The organism is Vibrio sp. R15-SG3-ISO1A, from assembly GCF_059833955.1.
Genome location: NZ_JCBDGH010000070.1, coordinates 69,215 through 90,794 on the forward strand (window position 1 = coordinate 69,215; position 21,580 = coordinate 90,794).

General features: G+C 49.6%; 19 protein-coding genes. 9 read left to right on the plus strand and 10 right to left on the minus strand.

Going from position 1 to position 21,580, the window contains the following annotated elements; translation table 11 throughout:
* The first annotated feature begins 6 nt into the window (after positions 1-6).
* Together AC6R0L_RS11455 and AC6R0L_RS11460 are read left to right on the plus strand one after the other, a co-directional pair.
* The gene (locus AC6R0L_RS11455; RefSeq protein ID WP_500627005.1) at positions 7-1,344 is read left to right on the plus strand and encodes a cytochrome ubiquinol oxidase subunit I; all 1,338 of its coding nucleotides are present in this window, start codon (positions 7-9) and stop codon (positions 1,342-1,344) included.
* Complete coding sequence (locus AC6R0L_RS11460) at positions 1,344-2,336, plus strand: cytochrome d ubiquinol oxidase subunit II (protein ID WP_487901703.1); 993 nt, start codon at positions 1,344-1,346, stop codon at positions 2,334-2,336. Before AC6R0L_RS11455 ends, AC6R0L_RS11460 begins: the two co-directional genes overlap by 1 nt.
* 49 nt (positions 2,337-2,385) lie before the next feature.
* Here the strand turns inward: AC6R0L_RS11460 and AC6R0L_RS11465 are convergent, their stop codons facing one another.
* From AC6R0L_RS11465 to rdgC, 3 genes are all read right to left on the minus strand, one after another.
* Positions 2,386-2,640, minus strand: coding sequence for a YfhL family 4Fe-4S dicluster ferredoxin (locus tag AC6R0L_RS11465; protein ID WP_334551367.1), 255 nt, complete (start codon positions 2,638-2,640; stop codon positions 2,386-2,388).
* 2 nt (positions 2,641-2,642) lie between these two features.
* Positions 2,643-4,043, minus strand: coding sequence for a prephenate-dependent tRNA uridine(34) hydroxylase TrhP (gene trhP / locus AC6R0L_RS11470; RefSeq protein WP_334551365.1), 1,401 nt, complete (start codon positions 4,041-4,043; stop codon positions 2,643-2,645).
* A 162-nt stretch (positions 4,044-4,205) separates the two neighbouring features.
* The gene (gene rdgC / locus AC6R0L_RS11475) at positions 4,206-5,120 is read right to left on the minus strand and encodes a recombination-associated protein RdgC (RefSeq protein WP_500629215.1); all 915 of its coding nucleotides are present in this window, start codon (positions 5,118-5,120) and stop codon (positions 4,206-4,208) included.
* A gap of 232 nt (positions 5,121-5,352) precedes the next feature.
* On the opposite strand from rdgC, the gene phoB reads away from it, so the two are divergent.
* The 3 genes from phoB to AC6R0L_RS11490 are packed head-to-tail and all read left to right on the plus strand — an operon-like array spanning position 5,353 to position 8,368.
* A complete protein-coding gene (gene phoB, locus AC6R0L_RS11480) occupies positions 5,353-6,042 on the plus strand; it encodes a phosphate regulon transcriptional regulator PhoB (RefSeq protein WP_334551363.1) in 690 nt (229 codons plus the stop codon).
* Between the two features lie 47 nt (positions 6,043-6,089).
* The gene (phoR, locus tag AC6R0L_RS11485; RefSeq protein ID WP_500629216.1) at positions 6,090-7,388 is read left to right on the plus strand and encodes a phosphate regulon sensor histidine kinase PhoR; all 1,299 of its coding nucleotides are present in this window, start codon (positions 6,090-6,092) and stop codon (positions 7,386-7,388) included.
* Positions 7,388-8,368: a PstS family phosphate ABC transporter substrate-binding protein gene (locus tag AC6R0L_RS11490; RefSeq protein ID WP_500629217.1), complete on the plus strand. Its 981-nt coding sequence runs from the start codon at positions 7,388-7,390 to the stop codon at positions 8,366-8,368. The genes phoR and AC6R0L_RS11490 overlap by 1 nt, the downstream gene beginning before the upstream one ends.
* 89 nt (positions 8,369-8,457) lie before the next feature.
* Here the strand turns inward: AC6R0L_RS11490 and ppx are convergent, their stop codons facing one another.
* Positions 8,458-9,957 (minus strand): exopolyphosphatase, encoded by a 1,500-nt coding sequence (ppx, locus tag AC6R0L_RS11495; RefSeq protein ID WP_500629218.1) that lies wholly within the window; start codon positions 9,955-9,957, stop codon positions 8,458-8,460.
* Positions 9,932-12,043, minus strand: a complete 2,112-nt coding sequence (gene ppk1, locus AC6R0L_RS11500; RefSeq protein WP_500629219.1) for a polyphosphate kinase 1 — start codon at positions 12,041-12,043, stop codon at positions 9,932-9,934. The genes ppx and ppk1 overlap by 26 nt, the downstream gene beginning before the upstream one ends.
* Before the next feature lie 209 nt (positions 12,044-12,252).
* On the opposite strand from ppk1, the gene AC6R0L_RS11505 reads away from it, so the two are divergent.
* From AC6R0L_RS11505 to phoU, 4 genes are read left to right on the plus strand one after another with little or no spacing between them, the layout of a single operon-like run.
* The gene (locus AC6R0L_RS11505; protein ID WP_500629220.1) at positions 12,253-14,466 is read left to right on the plus strand and encodes an ABC transporter permease subunit; all 2,214 of its coding nucleotides are present in this window, start codon (positions 12,253-12,255) and stop codon (positions 14,464-14,466) included.
* A 38-nt stretch (positions 14,467-14,504) separates the two neighbouring features.
* Positions 14,505-16,160 (plus strand): phosphate ABC transporter permease PstA, encoded by a 1,656-nt coding sequence (pstA, locus tag AC6R0L_RS11510; RefSeq protein WP_500629255.1) that lies wholly within the window; start codon positions 14,505-14,507, stop codon positions 16,158-16,160.
* Between the two features lie 2 nt (positions 16,161-16,162).
* A complete protein-coding gene (gene pstB / locus AC6R0L_RS11515) occupies positions 16,163-16,981 on the plus strand; it encodes a phosphate ABC transporter ATP-binding protein PstB (RefSeq protein WP_334551352.1) in 819 nt (272 codons plus the stop codon).
* Between the two features lie 24 nt (positions 16,982-17,005).
* Complete coding sequence (gene phoU, locus AC6R0L_RS11520; RefSeq protein ID WP_500629221.1) at positions 17,006-17,710, plus strand: phosphate signaling complex protein PhoU; 705 nt, start codon at positions 17,006-17,008, stop codon at positions 17,708-17,710.
* Here the strand turns inward: phoU and AC6R0L_RS11525 are convergent.
* The 5 genes from AC6R0L_RS11525 to AC6R0L_RS11545 form a co-directional block, all read right to left on the minus strand.
* On the minus strand, positions 17,707-18,210 hold the full coding sequence (locus AC6R0L_RS11525) for a hypothetical protein (protein ID WP_500629222.1): 504 nt from the start codon (positions 18,208-18,210) through the stop codon (positions 17,707-17,709). The two genes, phoU and AC6R0L_RS11525, sit on opposite strands and share 4 nt — an antisense overlap.
* A gap of 52 nt (positions 18,211-18,262) precedes the next feature.
* Complete coding sequence (locus AC6R0L_RS11530; protein WP_500629223.1) at positions 18,263-18,802, minus strand: porin family protein; 540 nt, start codon at positions 18,800-18,802, stop codon at positions 18,263-18,265.
* Between the two features lie 95 nt (positions 18,803-18,897).
* Positions 18,898-19,860, minus strand: a complete 963-nt coding sequence (locus tag AC6R0L_RS11535; RefSeq protein WP_500629224.1) for a LysR family transcriptional regulator — start codon at positions 19,858-19,860, stop codon at positions 18,898-18,900.
* A gap of 5 nt (positions 19,861-19,865) precedes the next feature.
* Positions 19,866-20,648 carry a polyphosphate kinase 2 gene (gene ppk2 / locus AC6R0L_RS11540; RefSeq protein ID WP_500629225.1) on the minus strand — a complete coding sequence of 261 codons (783 nt, stop codon included), beginning with the start codon at positions 20,646-20,648 and terminating at the stop codon, positions 19,866-19,868.
* Between the two features lie 36 nt (positions 20,649-20,684).
* Complete coding sequence (locus tag AC6R0L_RS11545; RefSeq protein ID WP_500629226.1) at positions 20,685-21,500, minus strand: copper homeostasis protein CutC; 816 nt, start codon at positions 21,498-21,500, stop codon at positions 20,685-20,687.
* Between the last annotated feature and the right edge of the window lie 80 nt (positions 21,501-21,580).

Sequence of the window (21,580 nt, forward strand, 5' to 3'; positions counted from 1 at the left end):
AGTGAGATGTTAGATACCCTCATGTTGTCGCGAATCCAGTTTGCGACCAATATTAGTTTTCATATTTTATTCCCAACCATCACCATCGCTCTGGCATGGATGTTGGTGTTTTTCAAATGGCGCTACAACCGAACGCAAGCGCCAGTTTGGCTCGATGTCTATTACTTTTGGGTCAAGGTGTTTGCACTCACATTCGCACTCGGTGTTGTCTCAGGCATTACGATGAGTTTTCAGTTTGGCACTAATTGGCCGGGCTTTATGGAGCGTGTGGGTAATGTTGCAGGTCCTCTGCTGGGCTACGAAGTAATGACGGCCTTTTTTATGGAGGCGACCTTTCTTGGCGTGATGCTGTTTGGTCGAGGCCGTGTGCCCGACTGGTTCCATACTTTGGCCACCGTCTTGGTGGCGGTCGGCACGACCATGTCGGCGTTTTGGATTCTGGTACTGAATAGTTGGATGCATACGCCAGCTGGGTATGAAGTCATCGATGGTGTGGTGCATGTCACCAGTTGGAAGGACGTCATCTTCAACCCCTCTTTGCCTTATCGGTTTGCGCATACCCTATTGGCGTCTGGTTTGACCGCAAGCTTTTTGATCGCAGGCATCAGTGCCTATCAGCTTATTAAGCAACCTAGCCATCGTGCAGCCAAGCTTGGATTGAGAGTTTCACTGTTAGCGGCGGCGTTATTCATTCCTGTTCAGATTTTTGTCGGTGACTTGCACGGCTTGAACACCTTAGAGCATCAACCGGCGAAGATTGCGGCGATGGAAGGAGTATGGGAAACAGAGCAAGGCGCTCCGCTGCTCCTGTTTGCTTGGCCAAATGAAGAGCTGCGTCAGAACGAATTCGCGCTAGGGATCCCACATTTGGCGAGTTTGATTCTCACTCATTCGCTTGATGGGGAAATTGTCGGCCTCAATGACTTTGCACCCAATCACCCACCAGTAAAGCCGCTATTTTTTGGCTTTCGGGTCATGGTTGGGGTCGGACTATTGATGCTAGCAGTAAGTTGGTTTGGTGGTTATCGCTTGCTCCGAGCTCGAGACCTGCCGAGGCCCTACCTCTATGTCGTGGTCGCCATGACGTTTTCTGGGTGGATAGCGACGCTCGCAGGTTGGTATGTCACAGAGATAGGACGTCAACCTTGGCTTGTCACTGGTGTACTGAGAACGGCAGAAGCGGTCACACCATTGGCACCATCGAATGTGATGATCTCCTTGTCGATGTATCTTGTCGTTTATGCTGCTCTTCTTCTGGCGTACATCCACACCTTGTTTTATCTCGCTCGTAAGGACGTTGATGCCCACAAAGTTACGGCAACAGTACAACAAGGGGTATGCTAATGTTGAACTATTTACCAGAAGTTTATCTGTTGATCCTTGGCTTCACCGTATTTATGTATGCAGTGTTGGATGGTTATGATCTCGGGGTAGGTATGCTCCTTCCTAGCAACGATGAAGATCAGCGAGACAGAATGATTGCGTCGATTGGACCGTTCTGGGATGCCAATGAGACTTGGCTTGTATTGGCGGTTGGGATACTGTTGATAGCCTTCCCTAGTGCGCACAGTCTGATTTTTACCGAGCTCTATTTACCGACCGCCTTCATGCTGATTGCATTGATCATGCGAGGTGTCGCGTTTGATTTTCGAGCCAAGGCCAAAGCGGACTATAAGCAGCGGTGGGATAATTGTTTTAAATTGGGATCATTGCTCGCGGCACTGACCCAAGGATACATGGTGGGAAGGTACATCATGGGGTTCGAAGCATCGGCACAAGCTTACGGGTTTGCGTTTCTCAGTAGTCTTTGTGTTGCGTGCGCCTATGTCTACATTGGCGGTGCTTGGTTGGTTCTCAAAACGGAAGGAAGATTGCAAGTCAGAGCTGCGCGTTGGTCACGCAGAGCGGGCTGGATTGCTGCGCTAGGGATAATCTCGGTCAGCATTGTTAACCCGCTAGTCAACCAACAGGTAGCGCAACGTTGGTTCAGCTTTCCGGAAATTCTGCTGCTTGCCCCGGTGCCTTTGGTGGTTTTGACGACAATCTACTTAGTTGACCGATACTTACGTCGAGTTCCGACCAGTGATGATTGGGGCGCGCGTTGGCCTTTTATTGGTGCTGTGGTGATTTATGCACTGAGCTTTTTGGGGCTAGCGTACAGTTTCTTTCCGCAAGTGGTACCTGGAATTATGGAGGCTCGCCAAGCGGCCTCTTCAGATGCGACGTTGATCATCGTCGGCTATGGTGTGGTTGTGGTGATGCCGATGATATTGCTCTACACCTTTGCGGTGTATCGCATATTTAAAGGCAAAGCCACAGAGCTCAGTTATAAATAACGCTGACTAACATAAAAAACGCCGCTTCGATGAGCGGCGTTTTTTGGTATTAGGCTAACCCTTGAATGATGACGAACTTTTCGAGCAGTTCCTCTTCGGTCTCAATATGGTTTGGGTCCGTGATAATGCATTTGGTGATCGGACACACAGACTGACAGGTGGGTTTGTCGTAGTGCCCTTTACACTCTGTACAGAGATCAGGGTCGATCTCGAATATGCTGTCGCCCATAGAGATAGCGCCGTTAGGGCACTCAGGGTCACACATATCGCAGTTAATGCACTTATCCGTGATCAGCAACGCCATGGTTATTTACCTGTTGGGTTACGGGTATCCTGACCAGCATTAAGGTTACGCATCAATAGACCAAATTCCAGATCCAAATCCTGTGGGACTGGAATGAAGACAAAGTGGCCATTGCCTTTTGCGTCATCGATAGACTCAGACTTGCGGTTTTCCATCGCTTCAAGCGTGAAGACTACATTGCCTTTAGGTGTCATAAGCTCAAGGCTATCACCCACAACGAATTTGTTCTTCACTTCCACTTCTGCCATGTCACCGCGACGTTTACCGGTAAACTCACCGACAAACTGCTGAGAATCGGAAACAGAGTAGCCGTAGTCGTAGTTTTGGTAAGCATCGTGCGTGTGACGGCGAAGGAAGCCTTCGGTGTAACCACGGTGAGCGAGGCTTTCAAGCGTGCCCATCAGGCTCTCATCAAACGGACGACCTGCAACCGCATCATCGATCGCTTTACGGTAGACTTGCGCGGTGCGCGCACAGTAGTAGAAAGACTTAGTGCGGCCTTCGATTTTCAGCGAGTGAACACCCATCTTCGTTAGACGCTCAACGTGCTGAACCGCACGGAGATCTTTCGAGTTCATGATGTAAGTGCCGTGCTCATCTTCGTAAGCGGCCATCTTTTCTTCTGGACGGTGAGCTTCAGAAAGCAGCACCACTTCGTCGGTTGGTTTGCCACGACCAATCGTGGTTTCAGGGCGCTCGTCTTGAACTTCAACAGGCTGGGCCTGTGATGGATCAAACTTCTCAACGATGTCGCCAGTGTCGTTTTCTTTGCCTTGCTCAACTTTGTATTCCCAACGACATGCGTTCGTACATGTCCCTTGGTTCGGATCACGCTTGTTGATGTAGCCAGAAAGCAGACAGCGACCAGAATACGCCATGCAAAGTGCACCGTGAACAAAGACTTCGAGCTCTGTTTCAGGGCAGTGTTCACGGATCTCTTCGATCTCTTCTAGAGAAAGCTCACGAGAAACAATCACGCGTTCAACACCGTTGGCAGCCCAGAATTTTACCGTCGCCCAGTTCACCGCGTTCGCTTGTACTGATAAGTGGATTGGCATATCAGGGAAGGCTTCACGTACCATCATAATCAGACCTGGGTCAGACATGATTAAGGCGTCTGGGCCCATTTCGACCACAGGCTTAAGGTCGCGGATAAAGGTTTTTAGCTTTGAGTTGTGCGGCTGGATGTTGCACACCACGTAGAGTTTTTTACCCAGCGCATGCGCTTCATCGATACCGATTTTTAGGTTTTCGTGGTTGAACTCGTTGTTACGAACGCGCAGGCTGTAACGAGGTTGGCCCGCGTAAACGGCATCAGCGCCGTAGGCAAAGGCATAACGCATGTTTTTCAAGCTGCCTGCCGGTGACAGTAGCTCAGGAACAAAAGCTTTCTCAGTGGTCATAGTCATTTCTCTTCAATCTGATCTCAAGTCAGGCCGATTCCACCATATGGAATCAGGGGCGCAAATTTTACGTCAAATACGCTGTGGTGACTAGGAAAACATAAGAGAGAGTAATGAAACGCCTTCGAAGCGAAGGCGCTGAAGAGAGTTAGGGGCAGAAGATTACGCGTTCGGGTGCGGTAGTCCACCGAGCATGCGGTAGAGATCCGGTAAGAAGGTGCTCATTTCGCCGCACATCAGTGAAAAGTCGGCATCAAAGCGCGCCGCTTGATCTTCACGAGGAATATCTTCGTTCTGATCTCTCAGTTCATCTGAAAACTTGAGGCGTTTGATGCTGCCGTCGTCGGCCAAAATAAACTCCAAGCGCTCTTGCCACCACAAGGCGAGTTTGGTGACTTGCTTATCCGCTTCAATGTGGCTGCGAATCTCATCACTGGTCAGCTCTTGCTTCTTACAACGGATAATACCGCCTTCTTCCAGTACCGATTTTAGTTCGGCCTCGTCAAGCATTTTTAGGCCTGCTGGGAGATCGCCGCTTTTTACCCATTCTGTCATTGTAAGTTCGAGCGGTTTTTCCGGGATGGCAGGCACGACGGGTAAGCTTCCCATGGTTTTACGCAGTAGAGCTAAGACATCTTCGGCTTTTTTGTAGCTGCTCGCATCCACCAAAATAAAGCCTTCGCTCGGCAAAATCAGCACATAGGTGTGGTTACTGCGGCTAAAGGCACGCGGTAGCAAATCCATCACGATGTCGTCTTTTAAGGTCTCTTTTTCTTTCTTTTTCAGTGGTCGACCTTCTTGCGCTTCCATGGCATCCACTTTAGCGTTCAGTGACTCTTTGATCACGGAAGCGGGCAACATTTTCTCTTCTTTCTTGGCGCAGATAAGAATGCGGTTTTCGGAAACGTGCGTCATCATGTCGCCGTGTTTCCCCATGGCGGTGACCCAACCGAATTTTTGCTTGTCTTGGCTGCCACATGGCGTAAAACGAAACTCTTGGAGCTGTTTTTCTAATTGGTCTGCATTGAACTCAATATCGCGGTTAAAGCGATAAACCAGACAGTTTTTAAACCACATATGATCTCTCTAGTGCTACAAGTAAGTCGGCAATAATAAGGAATTTCAACCAGATTGTCTTAGCCGAAATGCAAAATATGAAGATGAATCCAGAATAAAAGTTATATGAAAATTTGTTTTCAAAGGTCACAAAAGTGTCATAATTGCTAGTAATAATGCCTATGCATCAAGAGGCGGCAGGCTGCCCGCCCTAATCATTGAGTAAACTCAACGAACATAAGGTTAAATGATTATGTCTAGAAGGATTCTGGTTGTTGAAGACGAGGCACCAATTCGTGAAATGCTGTGTTTTGTTCTTGAACAAAAAGGTTACCAAGCAGTAGAAGCAGAAGATTACGATACTGCAGTAACCAAATTGGCTGAACCCTTCCCAGATCTAGTTCTGCTAGATTGGATGCTCCCTGGCGGCAGCGGTATTAATTTCATCAAACACATGAAGCGTGAAGAGCTGACACGCAACATTCCGGTAGTGATGCTAACAGCGCGTGGTGAAGAAGAAGACAAGGTTCGTGGCCTTGAAGTGGGTGCGGATGATTACATCACCAAACCATTTTCACCGAAAGAGCTGGTGGCGAGGCTTAAAGCGGTGATTCGCCGCGTGACGCCCACTGCGCTGGAAGATGTGATTGATGTTCAAGGACTCAAATTGGATCCCGTTTCTCACCGTGTGACAGCGAACGATGAGCCTGTCGATATGGGGCCAACGGAATTCAAAATGTTGCACTTCTTTATGACTCACCAAGAGCGTGTCTACAGCCGCGAGCAGTTGCTCAATAACGTCTGGGGAACCAACGTGTACGTGGAAGATCGTACGGTTGACGTTCATATCCGTCGTTTACGCAAAGCACTCGAAGCCGCCGGGCACGATAAGTTGATCCAAACAGTGCGCGGTGCAGGTTATCGCTTCTCCACCAAAGCATAATCACATTAAGCGTGTGAGGTCATAAGGAAAGCAAAACGGAGAGGTAAGTGGTAGAACGGTTAACTTGGAAAAAGCTGGCCTGGGAGCTGGCTTTTTTTTACACCCCTTGGGTACTCATTGGTTGGGTATTCGGTTATCTGCCGTGGCTGTTTTTAGCCGCGACGGCGATTCAGTTGCTGTGGCATCTGCACAATCAAATACGTTTATCTGCTTGGCTGTGGGACGAAAAGCGCCTGACGCCACCGTCGGGGTCTGGTAACTGGGAGTCGCTATTTAATGGCATTTACCGCTTGCAGCAGCGTCAGCGAAAAAAGCGCAAAGAGCTGACCAATCTTATCCGCCGTTTCCGCAACGGTGCCGAATCCCTACCCGATGCAGTCGTGGTGTTTCGCAGTGAAGGCAACATTGTCTGGTGCAACAAACTCGCCCAGCATCTGCTTGGATTTCGCTGGCCAGATGATTCGGGCCAGCCGATATCGAATCTAATTCGTACCCCTGATTTCATCAAATATCTCAATAAGCAAGATTTCTCTGTCCCTCTGGAAATGCGTTCACCGTTGAACGTCGAGCGAATGCTCGAACTACGTATTGTGCCTTATACCGAAGGGGAGCACTTGATGGTGGTGCGTGACGTCACTCAGCTCAAGCAGCTTGAGGGGATGCGCCGCAACTTCTTCGCCAACGTGTCTCATGAACTTCGTACGCCGATGACCGTGCTGCAAGGGTACCTGGAAATGACGGAAGACCCAGACATGGTGGTCGGCCCGATGTGGAGTAAGGCACACGGCGTGATGACCGAGCAGCTAAACCGCATGAACAGTTTGGTCAATCAGTTGTTGACCCTCTCTAAGATCGAAGCGGCGCCCATGCATGAGCTTGAAGATGTCGTGAACGTCCCCGCGATGCTGGATGTGCTTGAGAAAGAAGCGGCGAGCCTCAGTGGCGAGCATAACCATCAGCTCCACTTTGATGTCGATGACACGTTACGAGTGCTTGGTGACGAAGATCAATTGCGCAGCGCTATTTCTAATCTGGTCTATAACGCCGTGAAATACACCCCAGCCGGTGCAACGGTCAATGTGCGTTGGTATGAAACGGCACAAGGGGCGAGGCTTGAAGTGGAAGACAGCGGTGAAGGGATCGAGAAACAGCATATTCACCGTTTAACCGAGCGTTTTTACCGAGTGGATAAGGCACGCTCGCGTGATACCGGCGGAAGTGGACTCGGTCTTGCCATCGTTAAACATGCGTTAACCCACCACGATTCACATCTTGAAATTGAGTCGCAAGTCGGTGTGGGCAGTAAGTTCTCCTTCTTGTTGCCAAAACGTTTGGTGGTGAAGTAATGGGGCGCCAAAAAGCGTGGCCAATCATCATCACGATTGGTGTGGCGGTATTGGGGCTATTGACTGGCCCTGCTCGAGCGATAGGATTGCAAGAGTATCAAAAAGTACGCGGCGTTAGCGGAAGCCTGAGCAGTGTTGGCTCTGATACGCTTGCCGGTATGACCACCTTATGGATGGAAGAGTTTACGCTGATTTATCCCAGTATTAATGGTCAAGTCCAGGCGTCTGGTTCTTCCACCGCTCCCCCAGCATTAACTGAGCGAACGGCGCAATTTGGCCCGATGAGCCGCGAAATGCGCAACCGTGAAATTGAGGCCTTTGAGCGCGAGCATGGTTACAAACCCACAGAGTTACGCGTCGCCATCGACGCGATTGGCGTTTTTGTCCACCGCGACAATCCGATTGAAGGGCTCAATTTTTCTCAGCTTGATCGTATTTTTTCCGCGACTTTACGTTGTGGCGGTACGGAGAGTATCGAGTTTTGGACCCAACTAGGACTCGACTACCAATGGGCAAAGCGTGCGATTCAAATGTTTGGTCGCAACTCGGTCTCCGGTACGTACGGCTATTTTAAAAACAACGCCTTATGCGGCGGTGACTTTAAAAATAACGTCAATGAGCAGCCGGGATCGGCATCGGTCGTCCAATCGGTGGCCTCTGCGATCAATACGATCGGCTACTCTGGCGTAGGCTATCAAGTGTCAGGTGTGAAGCTGCTGCCGATTGCCAAAGAGGGCGAGGATTACATCGCGCCGAGTTATCAAAACATTTTGACTGGTCGGTACCCTTTGTCGCGTTACCTGTATGTGTATGTCAACAAGCATCCTGACAAACCGCTGCCTCCGATCGAGCGAGAGTTCATTCGCTTTATTTACTCTAAACAAGGGCAAGCTCTGGTGAGCAAAGATGGTTATGTCCCTCTATCGCCTGAAATCGCGCAGCAGGAATTAGAAAAAGTCGGCCTTTCTCTACGTAATTGAAATGACGAAGACGTCGTCATCATAAGGTTAAACAAACGCCGCGTTCACTTATAACGCGGCGTTTTTTCGTTTTATGAGAGAGACTGAGTCTAAAAGGTCAGTTCCCAGCCGACACTGTTCCAGTATTCTTGCTCGCAAAGCAGATCGGCATGGAGCAGCTTGTTGTGTTCCAACCACTGGGCTTCATCACACTTCAAGGTCCAACTGTCGCCATCGACTTTCAGTGTCAGGGCTGGCAGTGGGTCATCGTTGCGCTGACCGTTGAGCAAGATGGCGAGGCGCAGAATGCGAATTAAACTGATGACGTGCTTTTTCTTAAACAGCGAAAACTCTTCCATTTCATTGAGCTTTAACGCTTTGCGCTGAAAGCGCGCTAACATGGCGAGAATGGTTTGCTGCTCTCGGTTAAAGCCAGGCATGTAGGTATGTTTGAGAATGTAAGCCGAATGGCGGTGGAAGGCTTGTAAGCTGATGCTAAGCCCTACTTCATGCAATAACGCGCTCCATTCGAGCAAATCAAACAGCTCAGAGTGTTTGTTAATGCCAAGCTCTTGGTGGGTTTGATCCAAAAACTCGCGGGCATGGCCTTTGACTTTGGCCGCATGCTCTAGATCGACCAGATGTTTACTGGCAAGGTTTTCCGTGGTGCGCATGCGGATGTCGGAGCGCTTAAAGCGCGATTCCATTTCGTAGAGTAAGCCTTCTCGCAGTGCGCCCTCTGAAAAGTGCATTTCGTTGATTTTGAAATCTTTGAAAATGGCGGCAAGGATCGCCACACCCGCCGCAAACACAGGCTGACGTTCCGGTGTGAGGCCGGTGAGGTTGATGTCATCAATCGTCTCCCACTCACACAGTTTTTCGATGAGCTTGTCGAGTCGTTTGCTGTCGATAATGCCATCTTCAAAGCCCATTCCGACCAGTACATCACGAATGGCCTTAATGGTCCCTGAGGAGCCAAACGCGACTTCCCAGCCTTTCTTGCGATATTGATGGGCAATGGACTCCAACTTTTGCTCCGCGGCTAAGGTCGCTTTGGCAAAGTTCTTCTTCGACAGCCTGTTGTTTTTGAAATAGTGCTTAGTAAAGCTGACGCACCCCATCTGCTTACTGTTGACTAAATGCGGTTCGAAGCCTTGCCCTATGATCATTTCGGTACTGCCACCGCCAATGTCTACCACCAATTTGGAGTCAGAGGCCGGTTGCGTGTGGGCAACCCCCAGATAAATTAGGCGTGCTTCTTCAATACCGGGGATGATCTCGATGGGAAAGGGCAGTACGTCACGGGCTCGCTGCAAAAAGATATGCGCGTTGTTGGCTTGACGTAGGGTGTGCGTTGCGGCGATACGCACATTGCTCTCCTCAAACCCTTGCAGTCGCTCAGCGAAGATGGTCAAACATTCTAAGCCACGTTCAATGGCGGCGTTGTCTAAATTTTTTTGTGCATCTAACCCAGCTGCGAGACGGACTCGCTGCTTGTGTCGACTTACCAGTTGCAAGTCTTGGTCTACAACTTTGGCGACCACCATGTGGAAGCTGTTTGAGCCAAGGTCAATCGCGGCAACATCACGAATTTCCGGTGTTTGGGTCATGAGTGATTGAAAGCTCTTTCTGTTTCTTTGTCTGTTTTTCTACATTCTTAAGATAGTCGTAAATGGCAATCTGTGAGCGAATTTTCTTTCGGTTTCCGCGTGGCACATAGGTATTGCTCATCTCTTTGTCTATCCACCTCGCCTTTACTGTATCGGTAAAGTGGATGTTGATGATATCGATAATGCGCTGTTTAAGACGTTCGTCACGCACTGGAGCACCGACTTCGATCCGATAGTCGATATTCCGTGTCATCCAATCTGCTGATGAGATGTACACTTTGGGGTCTCCATCATTGTGCGTGATGAGAACGCGCGGGTGTTCTAAGAATCGGTCGACGATGCTGATGATTTTGATGTTGTCGCTCACGCCATCAATACCCGGCACCAAAGAGCACATGCCGCGAATGATCATCTTTATCTCTACCCCTGCGCTGCTCGCGCCGTAGAGTTTATTTGCCAGTCCGCGATCCACTAGGTTGTTGACTTTCAGCGTAATAGCGGCTTTTTTACCCTCTTTCGCATTGGCAATTTCTGCGTCGATGAGGCGATAGAGCTGCTTGCGAGAGTTTTGTGGTGAGACAATTAAGTGATTGAAGCGCACCGGTCGATACGGGTTCTCAATGTAGCCAAACACATTGCGCACTTCGTTGGTGAGCTCAGGGTCTGCGGTGAGAAGCGAGAAATCGGTGTAGATACGGGCGGTTTTTTCATGGAAGTTGCCGGTGCCGATGTGCGCATAGCGGACGATGTCGTCATCTTCGCGGCGTGTAATCAAGAGCAATTTAGAGTGGATTTTTAATCCGGGCGCGCCAAAAATGACATGCACGCCGGCTTCGGTCAGAATCCGCGACCACTCAATGTTGGCTTCTTCATCAAATCGAGCCTGAAGCTCTACAATCACTGTGACACTTTTGCCATTGTGCACCGCATCGATAATCGAGTTCATCAGGCGCGAATCTTTGGCAACGCGATAAATATTGATCTTGATGCTCAGTACTTTCGGATCGAACGATGCCTGCCTCACCATTTCGCTGATGTGCTCAAATGTGTGATAGGGGTAATAGAGTAAGATATCTTGCGCTTTGATGGCATCAAAGGCGTTGGCATACCCGTCGAAATCGGCGCATTTCATCGGCGGTAAGGGTTTGTTTTCGAGGTAGTCACGGCCCACATTGGGAAAACCAATAAAGTCTTTAAAGTTGTGGTAGCGGCCACCTGGGATCAAACTGTCGTAGTTGGAGATTTTCAGCTTATCGCACAAAAAGCTCAGCATTTCGGTGGGCATGTCACGCTCATAGACAAAGCGAACCGGCATCGCGGTTAAGCGCTGACTGACCCCTTCAGACATTTGCTCAAGAAGGCTGTGCTCGACTTCGTGACTGAGGTCGTATTCGGCGTCACGCGTCATTTTCATCGCGTAGCCGTTTAGCTCGTCATACTCAAAAAAGCCACTGAAGAGTTCATCCAAACAGTATCGGATGATGTTATCGAGAAGAATGATGGTTTTGCGCCGTTTGCCTTTCTGTTCTGGCACCATGACAAAGCGAGGCAAGTGGTCGGTGGGGATCTCTATCAAGGCATATTGATTGTGTTCGCCTTTGCGTAAGTCGACAGCGATGTAGGCGTATTCATCTTTTAGGAATTGCAGCACATCGATGTCGTCACGCATCAAAAGCGGGGTGATATGCGGAACCACTTCATTGCGAAAATACTTTTTTACCCACTTTTGTTGTGCGTCACTGAGCTGAGTTTCGTTGACTAAAAAAATCCGCCGACGCGCCATTTCGCGGATCAGCTCAGAGTAGAGCTCATCAAATTTATCATTCAGTTTGAGCGCTTTGCTCTGCATTTTGCTCAGCAGGTGTTTGGGATTGTCACTGCCACCGCGCTCTTGATTGATCAAGATACGACGTTTGACATCGGAAAATCGAACTTTATAAAACTCGTCCAAGTTGTTGGAAAATATGCCTAAAAATCGAATTCTTTCGATGAGTGGCACCTCTTTATCCGCTGCTTCTTGAAGGACGCGTTCATTAAACGACAGCCAACTAAGCTCTTTTTCGATATACAGTTTTTCAGCACTCATAACCCAACCTTTGCAACGTGCCTTCTCTAAGGGGCGCTATAGAGTAAGGACTTAATAAGACCAAACAGGTAGCCAAGCTAAGATCTTTATATGACATTTTTATTGCAGGTTTTTATTACACTACTTTCAGTTGCTTAATGTGAGCTGTAATATAATTGTCACCTAATAGAAATATTATACACATGGGTTAATTTAGGTAAGTGGGACAGATGGTTAAAGGCGATTTTTCGTTACGAGAACGTGACAGAAAACGACTTATTAAAGATAGAATCGTAAAACTGGCTGTCTCTGCGGGTGGCGTCGGCGTGCTTGCGGCGCTGGTGCTGATCTTTGTTTATCTGGCCATGATGGTCTTGCCTCTGTTTTCTGACGCCAAGATCACGCCCAATTTGTCGACTATAACGATAGATGAGCAGTCTATCGTTGCGCTGGGTGTCGATGACTATGGCCATTCCGCTTATACCTTATCCTCTCTCGGTACACTCAAGTTTTGGGCGCTCAATGATGAGCGCCGCGACGCGATTTATCACTATGACTTGGGGGCGCAGCACACCTTGTTTGCCTCTGGTATTGGTGTGAACCCTTGGCATGCGATGGCGACGCCATCAGGGCAGGTGACGCTCTTTCGCCCTGAATTAAGCAGCAGGTTGGCAAACGGTGAGCGAGTACTCACCCCGAGTGTCGATGTGGTTACGCCGCCGCTGGATTTGCTCTTGGGTGAGTCAGTCACTGACGCTCAGTTGCGCGCATTTGCTTTTGCAGACCGCGATGCCTTCACGCACGATACTTTCACTTTGGTCGGCTACTATGACGACAATCGCATCCGTGTCCGTTGGTTAGATTCCAATGGGAAACGCCAAGAATTTGAGTTTCCACAGCCTTTTATCGATTTAGATCAGCTTTTGCTTACCCCCAATGGTGACACGCTATATTTGCGCAGCGCATCTGAGCTGGTCATTGCCACCAAACAGCGTCAGGGGTTCTTGGTTCGTGAAGTGGTCGATTTAAGTGCAGGCAACGTCAAACATGCGGTGAGTGAGGTGCAGCTGTTAGCGGGCGCTTACTCTTTGTTAGTGAGCCACCAAGACGGCAAAGTGTCGCAGTGGTTTGATGTGCTCAAAGAGGGTGAGCGCCACTTGATGCCGATTCGAGAGTTTCAACTCGCACCGCAGTTACAGCTGCTGCTGCCTGATACCTATCGCAAAGGCTTCTACAGTTTTTATACCAATGGCACGGTTCAAAGCCACTACACCACCAGTGAAAAGTTGGTGCTGTTTAACCGAGCCTTTGATAAAGCGCCCACCTTAGCGGCGATGTCCAACAATGAACAATATTTGTTGACCCAGAGTGGCGACCAGTTGTCTGTCTCGCATCTCGATAATCCATACCCTGAAATCTCATTGTCTTCTCTGTGGCAAAAAGTGTGGTATGAAGGGTACCCAGAGCCAGAGTTTGTTTGGCAAACCACCTCGGCCAATGATGAGTTTGAAGCCAAATTCAGCTTGGTGCCGATCGCGTTTGGCACCATCAAAGCGGCATTGTTCGCCATGATGTTCGCGGTACCGATAGCGGTATTGGGCGCCATTTATACCGCTTATTTTATGACGCCAGCGATGCGCCGAGTCGTCAAGCCCTCTATCGAGCTGATGGAGGCGCTACCGACGGTCATCATCGGCTTTCTGGCGGGCTTGTGGTTTGCACCGATTGTTGAGAACTATCTCGCGTCTGTGGTGGTGCTGTTGATTGCTTTGCCGCTGTCTACCGTAGTGGCCGGGGCGCTGTGGCAAAGTCTACCCAAAATATGGAAGCGTCACTTTGCCAATGGCTGGCATGCGGTGATTCTTATGCCGGTGATCATCTTGCTGACGGTGGTGGTGCTTTCTCACACTAGCGGTTTAGAAGAGTGGTTGTTTGATGGTGATGTGCGTGCGTATTTGGCGCAGCACGGGATTGGTTTTGATCAGCGTAATGCCTTAGTAGTCGGTTTTGCGATGGGGTTTGCGGTGATCCCGACCATCTTTACCATTGCAGAAGACGCCATCTTCTCGGTACCGAAACACTTATCGGATGGGTCATTGGCCTTGGGTGCGACGCAGTGGCAAACCTTAGTACACGTGGTGTTGCTTACCGCCAGTCCGGGTATTTTTTCGGCCGTCATGATGGGGCTTGGCCGCGCCGTTGGTGAGACGATGATCGTGCTGATGGCCACCGGTAACACCCCGATCCTTGATTGGAACATATTGGAAGGGATGCGCACATTGTCCGCAACGATCGCGGTTGAGATGCCGGAGTCGGAAGTAGGCAGTTCCCATTACCGATTGCTATTCCTAGCGGCGTTGATTTTGCTGATGTTCACTTTTGCAGTGAACTCGGTGGCGGAGTGGGTGCGTCAGAGGTTAAGAGAGAAATATCGTGCGTTGTAAGCGAGTCAAAACCGCTCAGGCGGTGAGCCATGATTAGTATGAAATCGGGTTATCAATGGCTGAAGTCTGGCTCTCCTTGGATTTGGCTCACCGGCGGTGCGGTCAGCGTGAGCTTACTCTCAGTACTGGGCTTATTGCTGCTGATTGGTTGGAAAGGTCTCTCGTTTTTCTGGCCCTCTCCACTCTATCAATGGCAGACCTCTCAAGGTGAGGTGCTGGTGGGGCAACTCTACGCGACGGAATCGGTGCCCATTAATCATTTACAAGAGATGGCCATTGAACTGTCAGATGAGGTGGAAGAGCGAGGGTTGGTTGAGCGCTTGAGTATTAAAGTCGCCAACCGCGATCTCTATTCTGCCGATTTTGTGTCTGTACTTGAAACTGAGGTGTTAGATCGTACGACCCCTTCCGGGTGGGCGGTGATTGAGCGCACGCGCGGCGGTGATTTTTTTGGTCGACCCATCGCTTATCGACAAGCCGATGGCGAGATGAGCCAAGAGGTGGATGTGGCGATTGGTCGTGGACTGGCGTTTGCAAAAGAGGTGCGGGGCGACATTGAGAATCTGGTCGAGAAGCAGATCAAAGTGCTCAGCGCGCAGGCAGATAAGCTACGCTTGGAGTATCGAAAGCGAGAACTCAACGGAAATTTGGACGATGCCTTTTTGCTGCGTTATCAGCAGCAATCCCAAGGCTTTAGTCAGCAGTTGATGGCGATGGAAGCAAGGCTTGATGATTGGCGTGATGAGCTTGATCTTCAAGGCCTGGTTGTGGTGGATATGCAAGGAACACAGGTGACGATTCCACTGCGTGAGATGTTAGATGTGTGGTATCCCAATGATATGTCTCTGCTCGAAAAACTTGGCCAGTGGTCGCTGCAAGCTTGGAAGTTTCTGACCGATGATCCCAGAGAGTCCAACTCGGAAGGGGGCGTATTTCCGGCCATGTTTGGTACCGTGTTACTGGTGATCATCATGTCGATTATTGTTATGCCACTGGGCGTGATTGCAGCAGTCTACTTACATGAGTATGCGCACAACAACGCGTTTACTCGAGTGATTCGTGTGGCGGTGATCAACTTGGCTGGGGTGCCTTCGATCGTTTATGGTGTCTTTGGGTTAGGCTTTTTCGTCTACACCTTAGGTGGCTCGATTGATGCGCTCTTCTATTCTGAAAAGCTGCCCAGTCCGACGTTTGGAACGCCAGGTCTACTTTGGTCAGCGCTCACCTTGGCGGTATTGACCTTGCCTGTGGTCATTGTGGCCACGGAAGAGGGCTTAAGTCGCATCCCGAATTCGGTGCGTCACGGCTCTTTGGCGTTAGGCGCGACACAGTTCGAGACCATGTGGCGCATTGTTCTGCCGATGGCTAGCCCTGCGATTATTACCGGATTGATTCTCGCCGTGGCTCGAGCTGCGGGAGAAGTGGCGCCGCTGATGTTGGTCGGGGCGGTGAAGTTGGCCTCCAGCTTGCCCGTTGACAGCCAGTTTCCCTTTTTGCACCTTGAGCGTAAGTTTATGCATTTGGGCTTTCATATCTACGATGTCGGTTTTCAGACCACCAATATCGAAAGCGCGCGTCCCTTAGTGTACGCCACCTCTTTTTTATTGGTCACGGTCATCATCGGGCTCAATTTAACCGCCATCAGTATTCGCAATAATTTACGCGAAAAATATCGAACCTTTGGACAAGATTAAGCATGTTTTCAGTGAACCAAACCTTAGGCTACCGAGCGCCGCTAGATGTGCGTAACCTAAGCGATGAACAAACGGCGATCGAGATCGATGGCCTCAACTTGTTTTATCGTCACAAGCAAGCGCTGAGTGATATTTCAATGCGCATCCCTAAAGGTCAGGTGACGGCGTTCATCGGTCCATCGGGGTGCGGAAAGTCGACCTTGCTGCGCTGCATTAATCGTATGAACGACTTGGTCGAAGGCTGCCGCGTCGAAGGCAAAGTGAAACTGCATAAAAAAAACGTCTACCATCCGGGGGTCGATGTTGCGACGTTGCGCCGCCGAGTTGGGATGGTGTTTCAGCGTCCTAATCCTTTTCCCAAATCCATTTACGAAAACGTGGTGTATGGCTTGCGTCTGCAAGGCGTCAAAAACAGCCGAATTCTTGATGATGCGGTTGAACGTTCGCTTCGCGCCGCAGCATTATGGGACGAAGTGAAAGATCGCTTGCACGAAAATGCGTTTGGATTATCGGGTGGTCAGCAGCAGCGTTTGGTGATTGCGCGCGCGATTGCCATAGAGCCAGAGGTCCTTTTGCTCGATGAACCGACATCAGCACTTGATCCTATCTCCACTTTGACGATAGAAGAGCTGATCAATGACCTCAAAACCAAATATACTGTGGTGATTGTCACGCATAACATGCAGCAGGCGGCGCGGGTGAGCGATCACACTGCATTTATTCATATGGGGAAACTGATTGAGTACTCCGATACCGACTCAATCTTTACCTCACCGATGAAAAAGCAAACCGAAGATTACATCACCGGACGTTACGGATAATCAAAGAGGAGTCACACACAGTTTATGAATTTTGGTCGTCATATTTCAGGTCAGTTTAATGTCGAACTAGAGTCGATTCGTACCCATGTACTTACCATGGGAGGCTTAGTTGAGCAGCAGCTCTCTTTTGCGATGCAAGCGCTGCACAAAGAGGACATCGAATTGGCACGAAAAGTGGTACGTGACGATCATAAAGTGAACGCGATGGAGGTGTCGATTGATGAGGCGTGTACTCGGATCATCGCCAAGCGTCAGCCGACCGCAAAAGATCTTCGCCTGATCATGGCCATCATCAAAACCATTACCGATCTGGAACGTATTGGCGACGTTGCCACCAAGATGGCTTATGTTGCGATTGAGAGTCCATCCTCTAAAGAGCGCCAATTTCAAGTTTCCCTCGAGCCTTTGTGTCGCCAAGCGATTACCATGCTTCATCAAGTGTTGGACGCGTTCGCTCGTATGGATGTCGATGCCGCCGCAGAAGTGTACAAGCTGGATGATAAGTTAGATGCCGAGTACGAAGCCGTTATTCGTCAGTTGATGACTTACATGATGGAAGACCCGAAAAACATCCCCAACATCCTGCAAGTGATGTGGTCTGCCCGGGCAATAGAACGTGTGGGTGACCGCTGCCAAAACATTTGTGAATACATCATTTACTTTGTCAAAGGTAAAGACGTTCGCCACTTGGGCGAACAGAGCATTGATGATGCGCTAAGAAAAGATTAAAAAGAGAGCACAACCCCCGTGCTGAATGTCGCTGAGGTGTGATAACCCAGGTAGGTGTTCGCACGGTCAAGGTAGTTCACATCCATTCCCGCTCGAAGTGCCCAGTGATCATTGAGCTTGGCTACCCAAGAGGCAGCAATACTGACTCCAGTAGCGGTCTTGTCTGGTCGACCTGGAATTGCTCGCGATCCCCAATACTCCACGCCCCCCATCTCGAACTGGACGCCAAGGAATGGCAGGTGAGGCATCATATATTGCCCGCCGATTCGATAGGTTTTCAGTCTATCTTTGTCGGTGAGAATCGTCGCCGAAGTATGGGAGTAACTCACATACAGCGCGTCCAAGCCGAGTTGATCTCGCACGCCAATTTGAAGGCCGCCCCCAGATAAGCCTGACGTGATGTAAGGCCCCATTTTGATCTCAGGAGATAGGTGAAAGGTTTGCGCTAACAAAGGTGTGGATGAGAGAAGTAACAGAGTCAATACGCTGAGTTTTTTCATAAGTGCTTCTTAAATGACAAAGGACAGCGCCCGCCTGTTGGCGGGCGTAATGTTAGAATTTGTAGCCGAAGGTGAGAGAGAATTGATCGACAAAGATGTCATATCCGTCGTCATCGAGATTCATGTAATCAAGACGTAAGTCAGCATAGAAGTGCTCAGCAAAAGTTGCTCTGGTGCCGAAGCCGATAAAGAGAGCGTTGTCGGACCAAGAGTGCATCGGATAGCTCAGTGCATTGAGTCTCTCGTTAAATCTGGTTAAACCAACAGCGACATAGGGTTTAAGCGTGATGTGGTTGTCGAGTTGAAAGGTATAGCCTATATCGGCATCGATCTTGAATGTCGAAGTGTCACTTTCAAAGTACTCATAAAAGGTCTCTTTCCCTTTCGTGTAGGAGAAGTTGATCCCGACGATAGGGGAAAATTCATAGCCATACTCTAGCTTCAAGCCAGACACTTTGTAGTCATCGCCATAAAGCGCATCTTCAATCTTGGTGTGGTTAAATCCCGCACCGATTCGGTGTCCCTTGATGTTGGCAAGGACACTGCCACTAGCGAGTAAGGAAGTTAAAGCGAGAAGGGTGGTGTATTTCATGATGTTGCCCCAGGTGAGTCAGTCAACGTTCATCCTGGAACCGAGTAATCCTAGCGGCGTCAATGTAGGAGATAAGTGAGGCTGAGACTAATTCGCTATTCGTATTTGGCTGATAAGCCCTGCTTATCATTAAATTGAAGCTGTGCGTTTAATGCGTCTTGCACTTGTGAAAATAACCAGTGAATCAATGGACTGTGGCGATACTTGCTGTGGTAGTAGCTTTCCACATGATGGAAGTAGGGTTTTCCATCGAGGTTGACGTCGGCCATTTTGAGAAAAGGAAACTGGTGAATTGGGAACAAGTCGGAATGGGGCATAAAAAAGTCGGAGTGCTGTAGGACATCGACGACCGCCATAACAAATTCAGAGCGGAAGCCAACCGTGGGCGTCAAGCCCATCGTCCGCATGATATCTGCTGCCGGAACATGCTTGTCGTTCCAGCCAGGTGTAATGATGGAGGCAATTGGATAGGGTTCTAAGTCCTCTGGGTTGAGGCTAGCTTTGGTGAGAGGATGGCCGCTGCGCAGCACGATTTTCCCAGTTAATTCCACTAAGCGCTGAGTGTAAATACTTTGTGGGATGTCCGTTTCTAGGTTCACCCCCATCAATACCTCCCCTTTCTGAATCTCAGACAGAGTTTCTTTTGACCAGCCTACCAACTCAATGGTGCAGTTCGGCGCCTGGGTTTTGAGCAGTGGAAACAAGGTGCCTGATAGACAGGTCAGGACAATAGGCGCAACAGCAATACGCAGCGTTCGCTCTAGTGTGCTGGGATCGAATGCTTCCACTTCGTTCAGTGCGCCAGCGAGATCATCAAACAAAGGTGTGAGTTTATGGGTGAGTTCATCGGCAAAAGGGGTTGGCTCCAATCCCTTCGCTACTTTGACAAACAGCTCATCATTAAAGTGACGGCGCAGCTTTTGCAGCGATTGACTGATCGCTGGCTGAGAGACAAAGAGCCTCTGAGAGGCTTTGCGCATGTTCAACTCTTGCGAGAGCACCAGAAAGGTCCGCAGTAAGTTGAGATCTAGACTGTGATATAAATCTTTTGCCGCCATGAGCGTTAATACTTCTCTGGGACAAACGTCTGGTCGTCCATCGGCTTACGAATATAGCCTTCTTTGTTGATGTCCGGTAACACGATCTCTGGATAAGAGATTTCTTGATAGTCAATTTGGCTTAAGAGATGGCTGATGCAATTGAGGCGCGCGCGTTTTTTATCATCTGAAGGGACGACCCACCACGGCGATTGTTTGGTGTCTGTGTAGGCAAACATCTTATCCTTCGCTTCTGAATATTCCGCCCAGCGGTTGCGGGACTCAAGATCCATAGGCGAGAATTTCCAACGTTTGATGGGGGTATTGATACGACCAAGAAAGCGCTTTTCTTGTTCTTCGTCTGAGACGGAAAACCAGTACTTAATCAAGATGATGCCTGAGCGCTGCAACATGCGCTCGAATTCTGGACAAGAGTGGAGAAACTCTTCGTATTGCGCTTCGCTACAAAAGCCCATCACTTTTTCAACACCAGCCCGGTTATACCAACTGCGGTCAAACAGTACTATTTCGCCAGCGCTGGGTAAATGCGCGACATAGCGTTGAAAATACCACTGCGTTTTCTCTTTTTCTGTTGGGGCAGGGAGCGCTGTGACACGACACACGCGCGGATTGAGTTTTTCGGTGATGCGCTTAATCACGCCCCCTTTTCCAGCCGCGTCTCTGCCTTCAAAGATCACCACGACTTTCAGACCTTCTTGCTTTACCCACTCTTGCAACTTGACCAGTTCAATCTGCAAGCGTTCCAGTTCACTTTCGTAAAAGGCTTTATCAAGCTTGTTCTTTGCCATGGTGCATCCCTTTTAGCTTTTATTATTATCAATATGTTAGCACTTATTCGAGGCAATAGTGTTTGAATGGGCACATTTTACCGCTTTGACCACTTGGGCAATCGCATCTGGATCCGTGACTGGGATCTGATAGTCATCAATCTCGCCCATCGCCGCTTGAGAGTGTGAGCGCATTAAGCTTGGGCGCAGGGTTTTTCCTGATAGGTGCAGCTCGGTCACGCCGGTCTGGTTGATGAGCTCGCGCGCGTTGCTGGCATTCACTCCCGCCCCCGCCATAATCACAATGCGCTCGCGCGCTTGGGTCACTAACTGTTTTAGCACCGCAACACCTTCAGGGGCTGTCAACGCAAGGCCAGAGGTTAAGACTCGCTCACAGCCTAACGAGATGATGGTTTCCAAGGCTTCACTGGGATCTTGGCATTGATCAAACGCGCGATGGAAGGTCACGCCCAACTGATGGGCGTGCGCGCGTTCGACGAGTTGTGAGGTCATGTGGGTGTCCACTTTCCCATCGGCAGTCAGAGCGCCAATTGCGACGCCTTGCAGGCCACTTTGCGCGGCGGTGTCGATGTCGTGCAACATGCACTCTAAATCCTGTTCGCTGAAAATAAAGTCGCCTTGGCGAGGGCGAATCATGGCGTAAATAGGGATGCCTTTTGCGTTTGAATCTAAGTCTCTCTGGGTACTATCTCTCAGGGCACGGTAACGGCCCGCCAGGCGCATCAATCCGGCACTGGGGGTGAGGCCGCCAAGCGCTAACGCGCTGCACAACTCAATTCGTGTCGCACCGCCCTTGAGGGCGTGATGAAGAGATTCAATGTGATCGATACAGACTTCAATGTGTGTGGTCATAGGTTCTGTTACCAAAGGGATTTACGTTATTGTAGCGAGAGAACGTGTTGGGTATTAGGGTAAAGTGCTGCAAGGATACT

Bases quoted from the DNA above. Each gene is read 5' to 3' on its own strand.
- AC6R0L_RS11545 (WP_500629226.1), bottom strand. From the start codon at position 21,500: ATGACCACACACATTGAAGTCTGTATCGATCACATTGAATCTCTTCAT.
- AC6R0L_RS11505 (WP_500629220.1), top strand. From the start codon at position 12,253: ATGGTTAAAGGCGATTTTTCGTTACGAGAACGTGACAGAAAACGACTT.
- AC6R0L_RS11530 (WP_500629223.1), bottom strand. From the start codon at position 18,802: ATGAAATACACCACCCTTCTCGCTTTAACTTCCTTACTCGCTAGTGGC.
- AC6R0L_RS11535 (WP_500629224.1), bottom strand. From the start codon at position 19,860: ATGGCGGCAAAAGATTTATATCACAGTCTAGATCTCAACTTACTGCGG.
- ppk1 (WP_500629219.1), bottom strand. From the start codon at position 12,043: ATGAGTGCTGAAAAACTGTATATCGAAAAAGAGCTTAGTTGGCTGTCG.
- AC6R0L_RS11525 (WP_500629222.1), bottom strand. From the start codon at position 18,210: ATGAAAAAACTCAGCGTATTGACTCTGTTACTTCTCTCATCCACACCT.
- AC6R0L_RS11490 (WP_500629217.1), top strand. From the start codon at position 7,388: ATGGGGCGCCAAAAAGCGTGGCCAATCATCATCACGATTGGTGTGGCG.
- trhP (WP_334551365.1), bottom strand. From the start codon at position 4,043: ATGACCACTGAGAAAGCTTTTGTTCCTGAGCTACTGTCACCGGCAGGC.
- AC6R0L_RS11455 (WP_500627005.1), top strand. From the start codon at position 7: ATGTTAGATACCCTCATGTTGTCGCGAATCCAGTTTGCGACCAATATT.
- ppk2 (WP_500629225.1), bottom strand. From the start codon at position 20,648: ATGGCAAAGAACAAGCTTGATAAAGCCTTTTACGAAAGTGAACTGGAA.
- pstA (WP_500629255.1), top strand. From the start codon at position 14,505: ATGAAATCGGGTTATCAATGGCTGAAGTCTGGCTCTCCTTGGATTTGG.
- AC6R0L_RS11460 (WP_487901703.1), top strand. From the start codon at position 1,344: ATGTTGAACTATTTACCAGAAGTTTATCTGTTGATCCTTGGCTTCACC.
- phoU (WP_500629221.1), top strand. From the start codon at position 17,006: ATGAATTTTGGTCGTCATATTTCAGGTCAGTTTAATGTCGAACTAGAG.
- rdgC (WP_500629215.1), bottom strand. From the start codon at position 5,120: ATGTGGTTTAAAAACTGTCTGGTTTATCGCTTTAACCGCGATATTGAG.
- ppx (WP_500629218.1), bottom strand. From the start codon at position 9,957: ATGACCCAAACACCGGAAATTCGTGATGTTGCCGCGATTGACCTTGGC.
- phoB (WP_334551363.1), top strand. From the start codon at position 5,353: ATGTCTAGAAGGATTCTGGTTGTTGAAGACGAGGCACCAATTCGTGAA.
- pstB (WP_334551352.1), top strand. From the start codon at position 16,163: ATGTTTTCAGTGAACCAAACCTTAGGCTACCGAGCGCCGCTAGATGTG.
- AC6R0L_RS11465 (WP_334551367.1), bottom strand. From the start codon at position 2,640: ATGGCGTTGCTGATCACGGATAAGTGCATTAACTGCGATATGTGTGAC.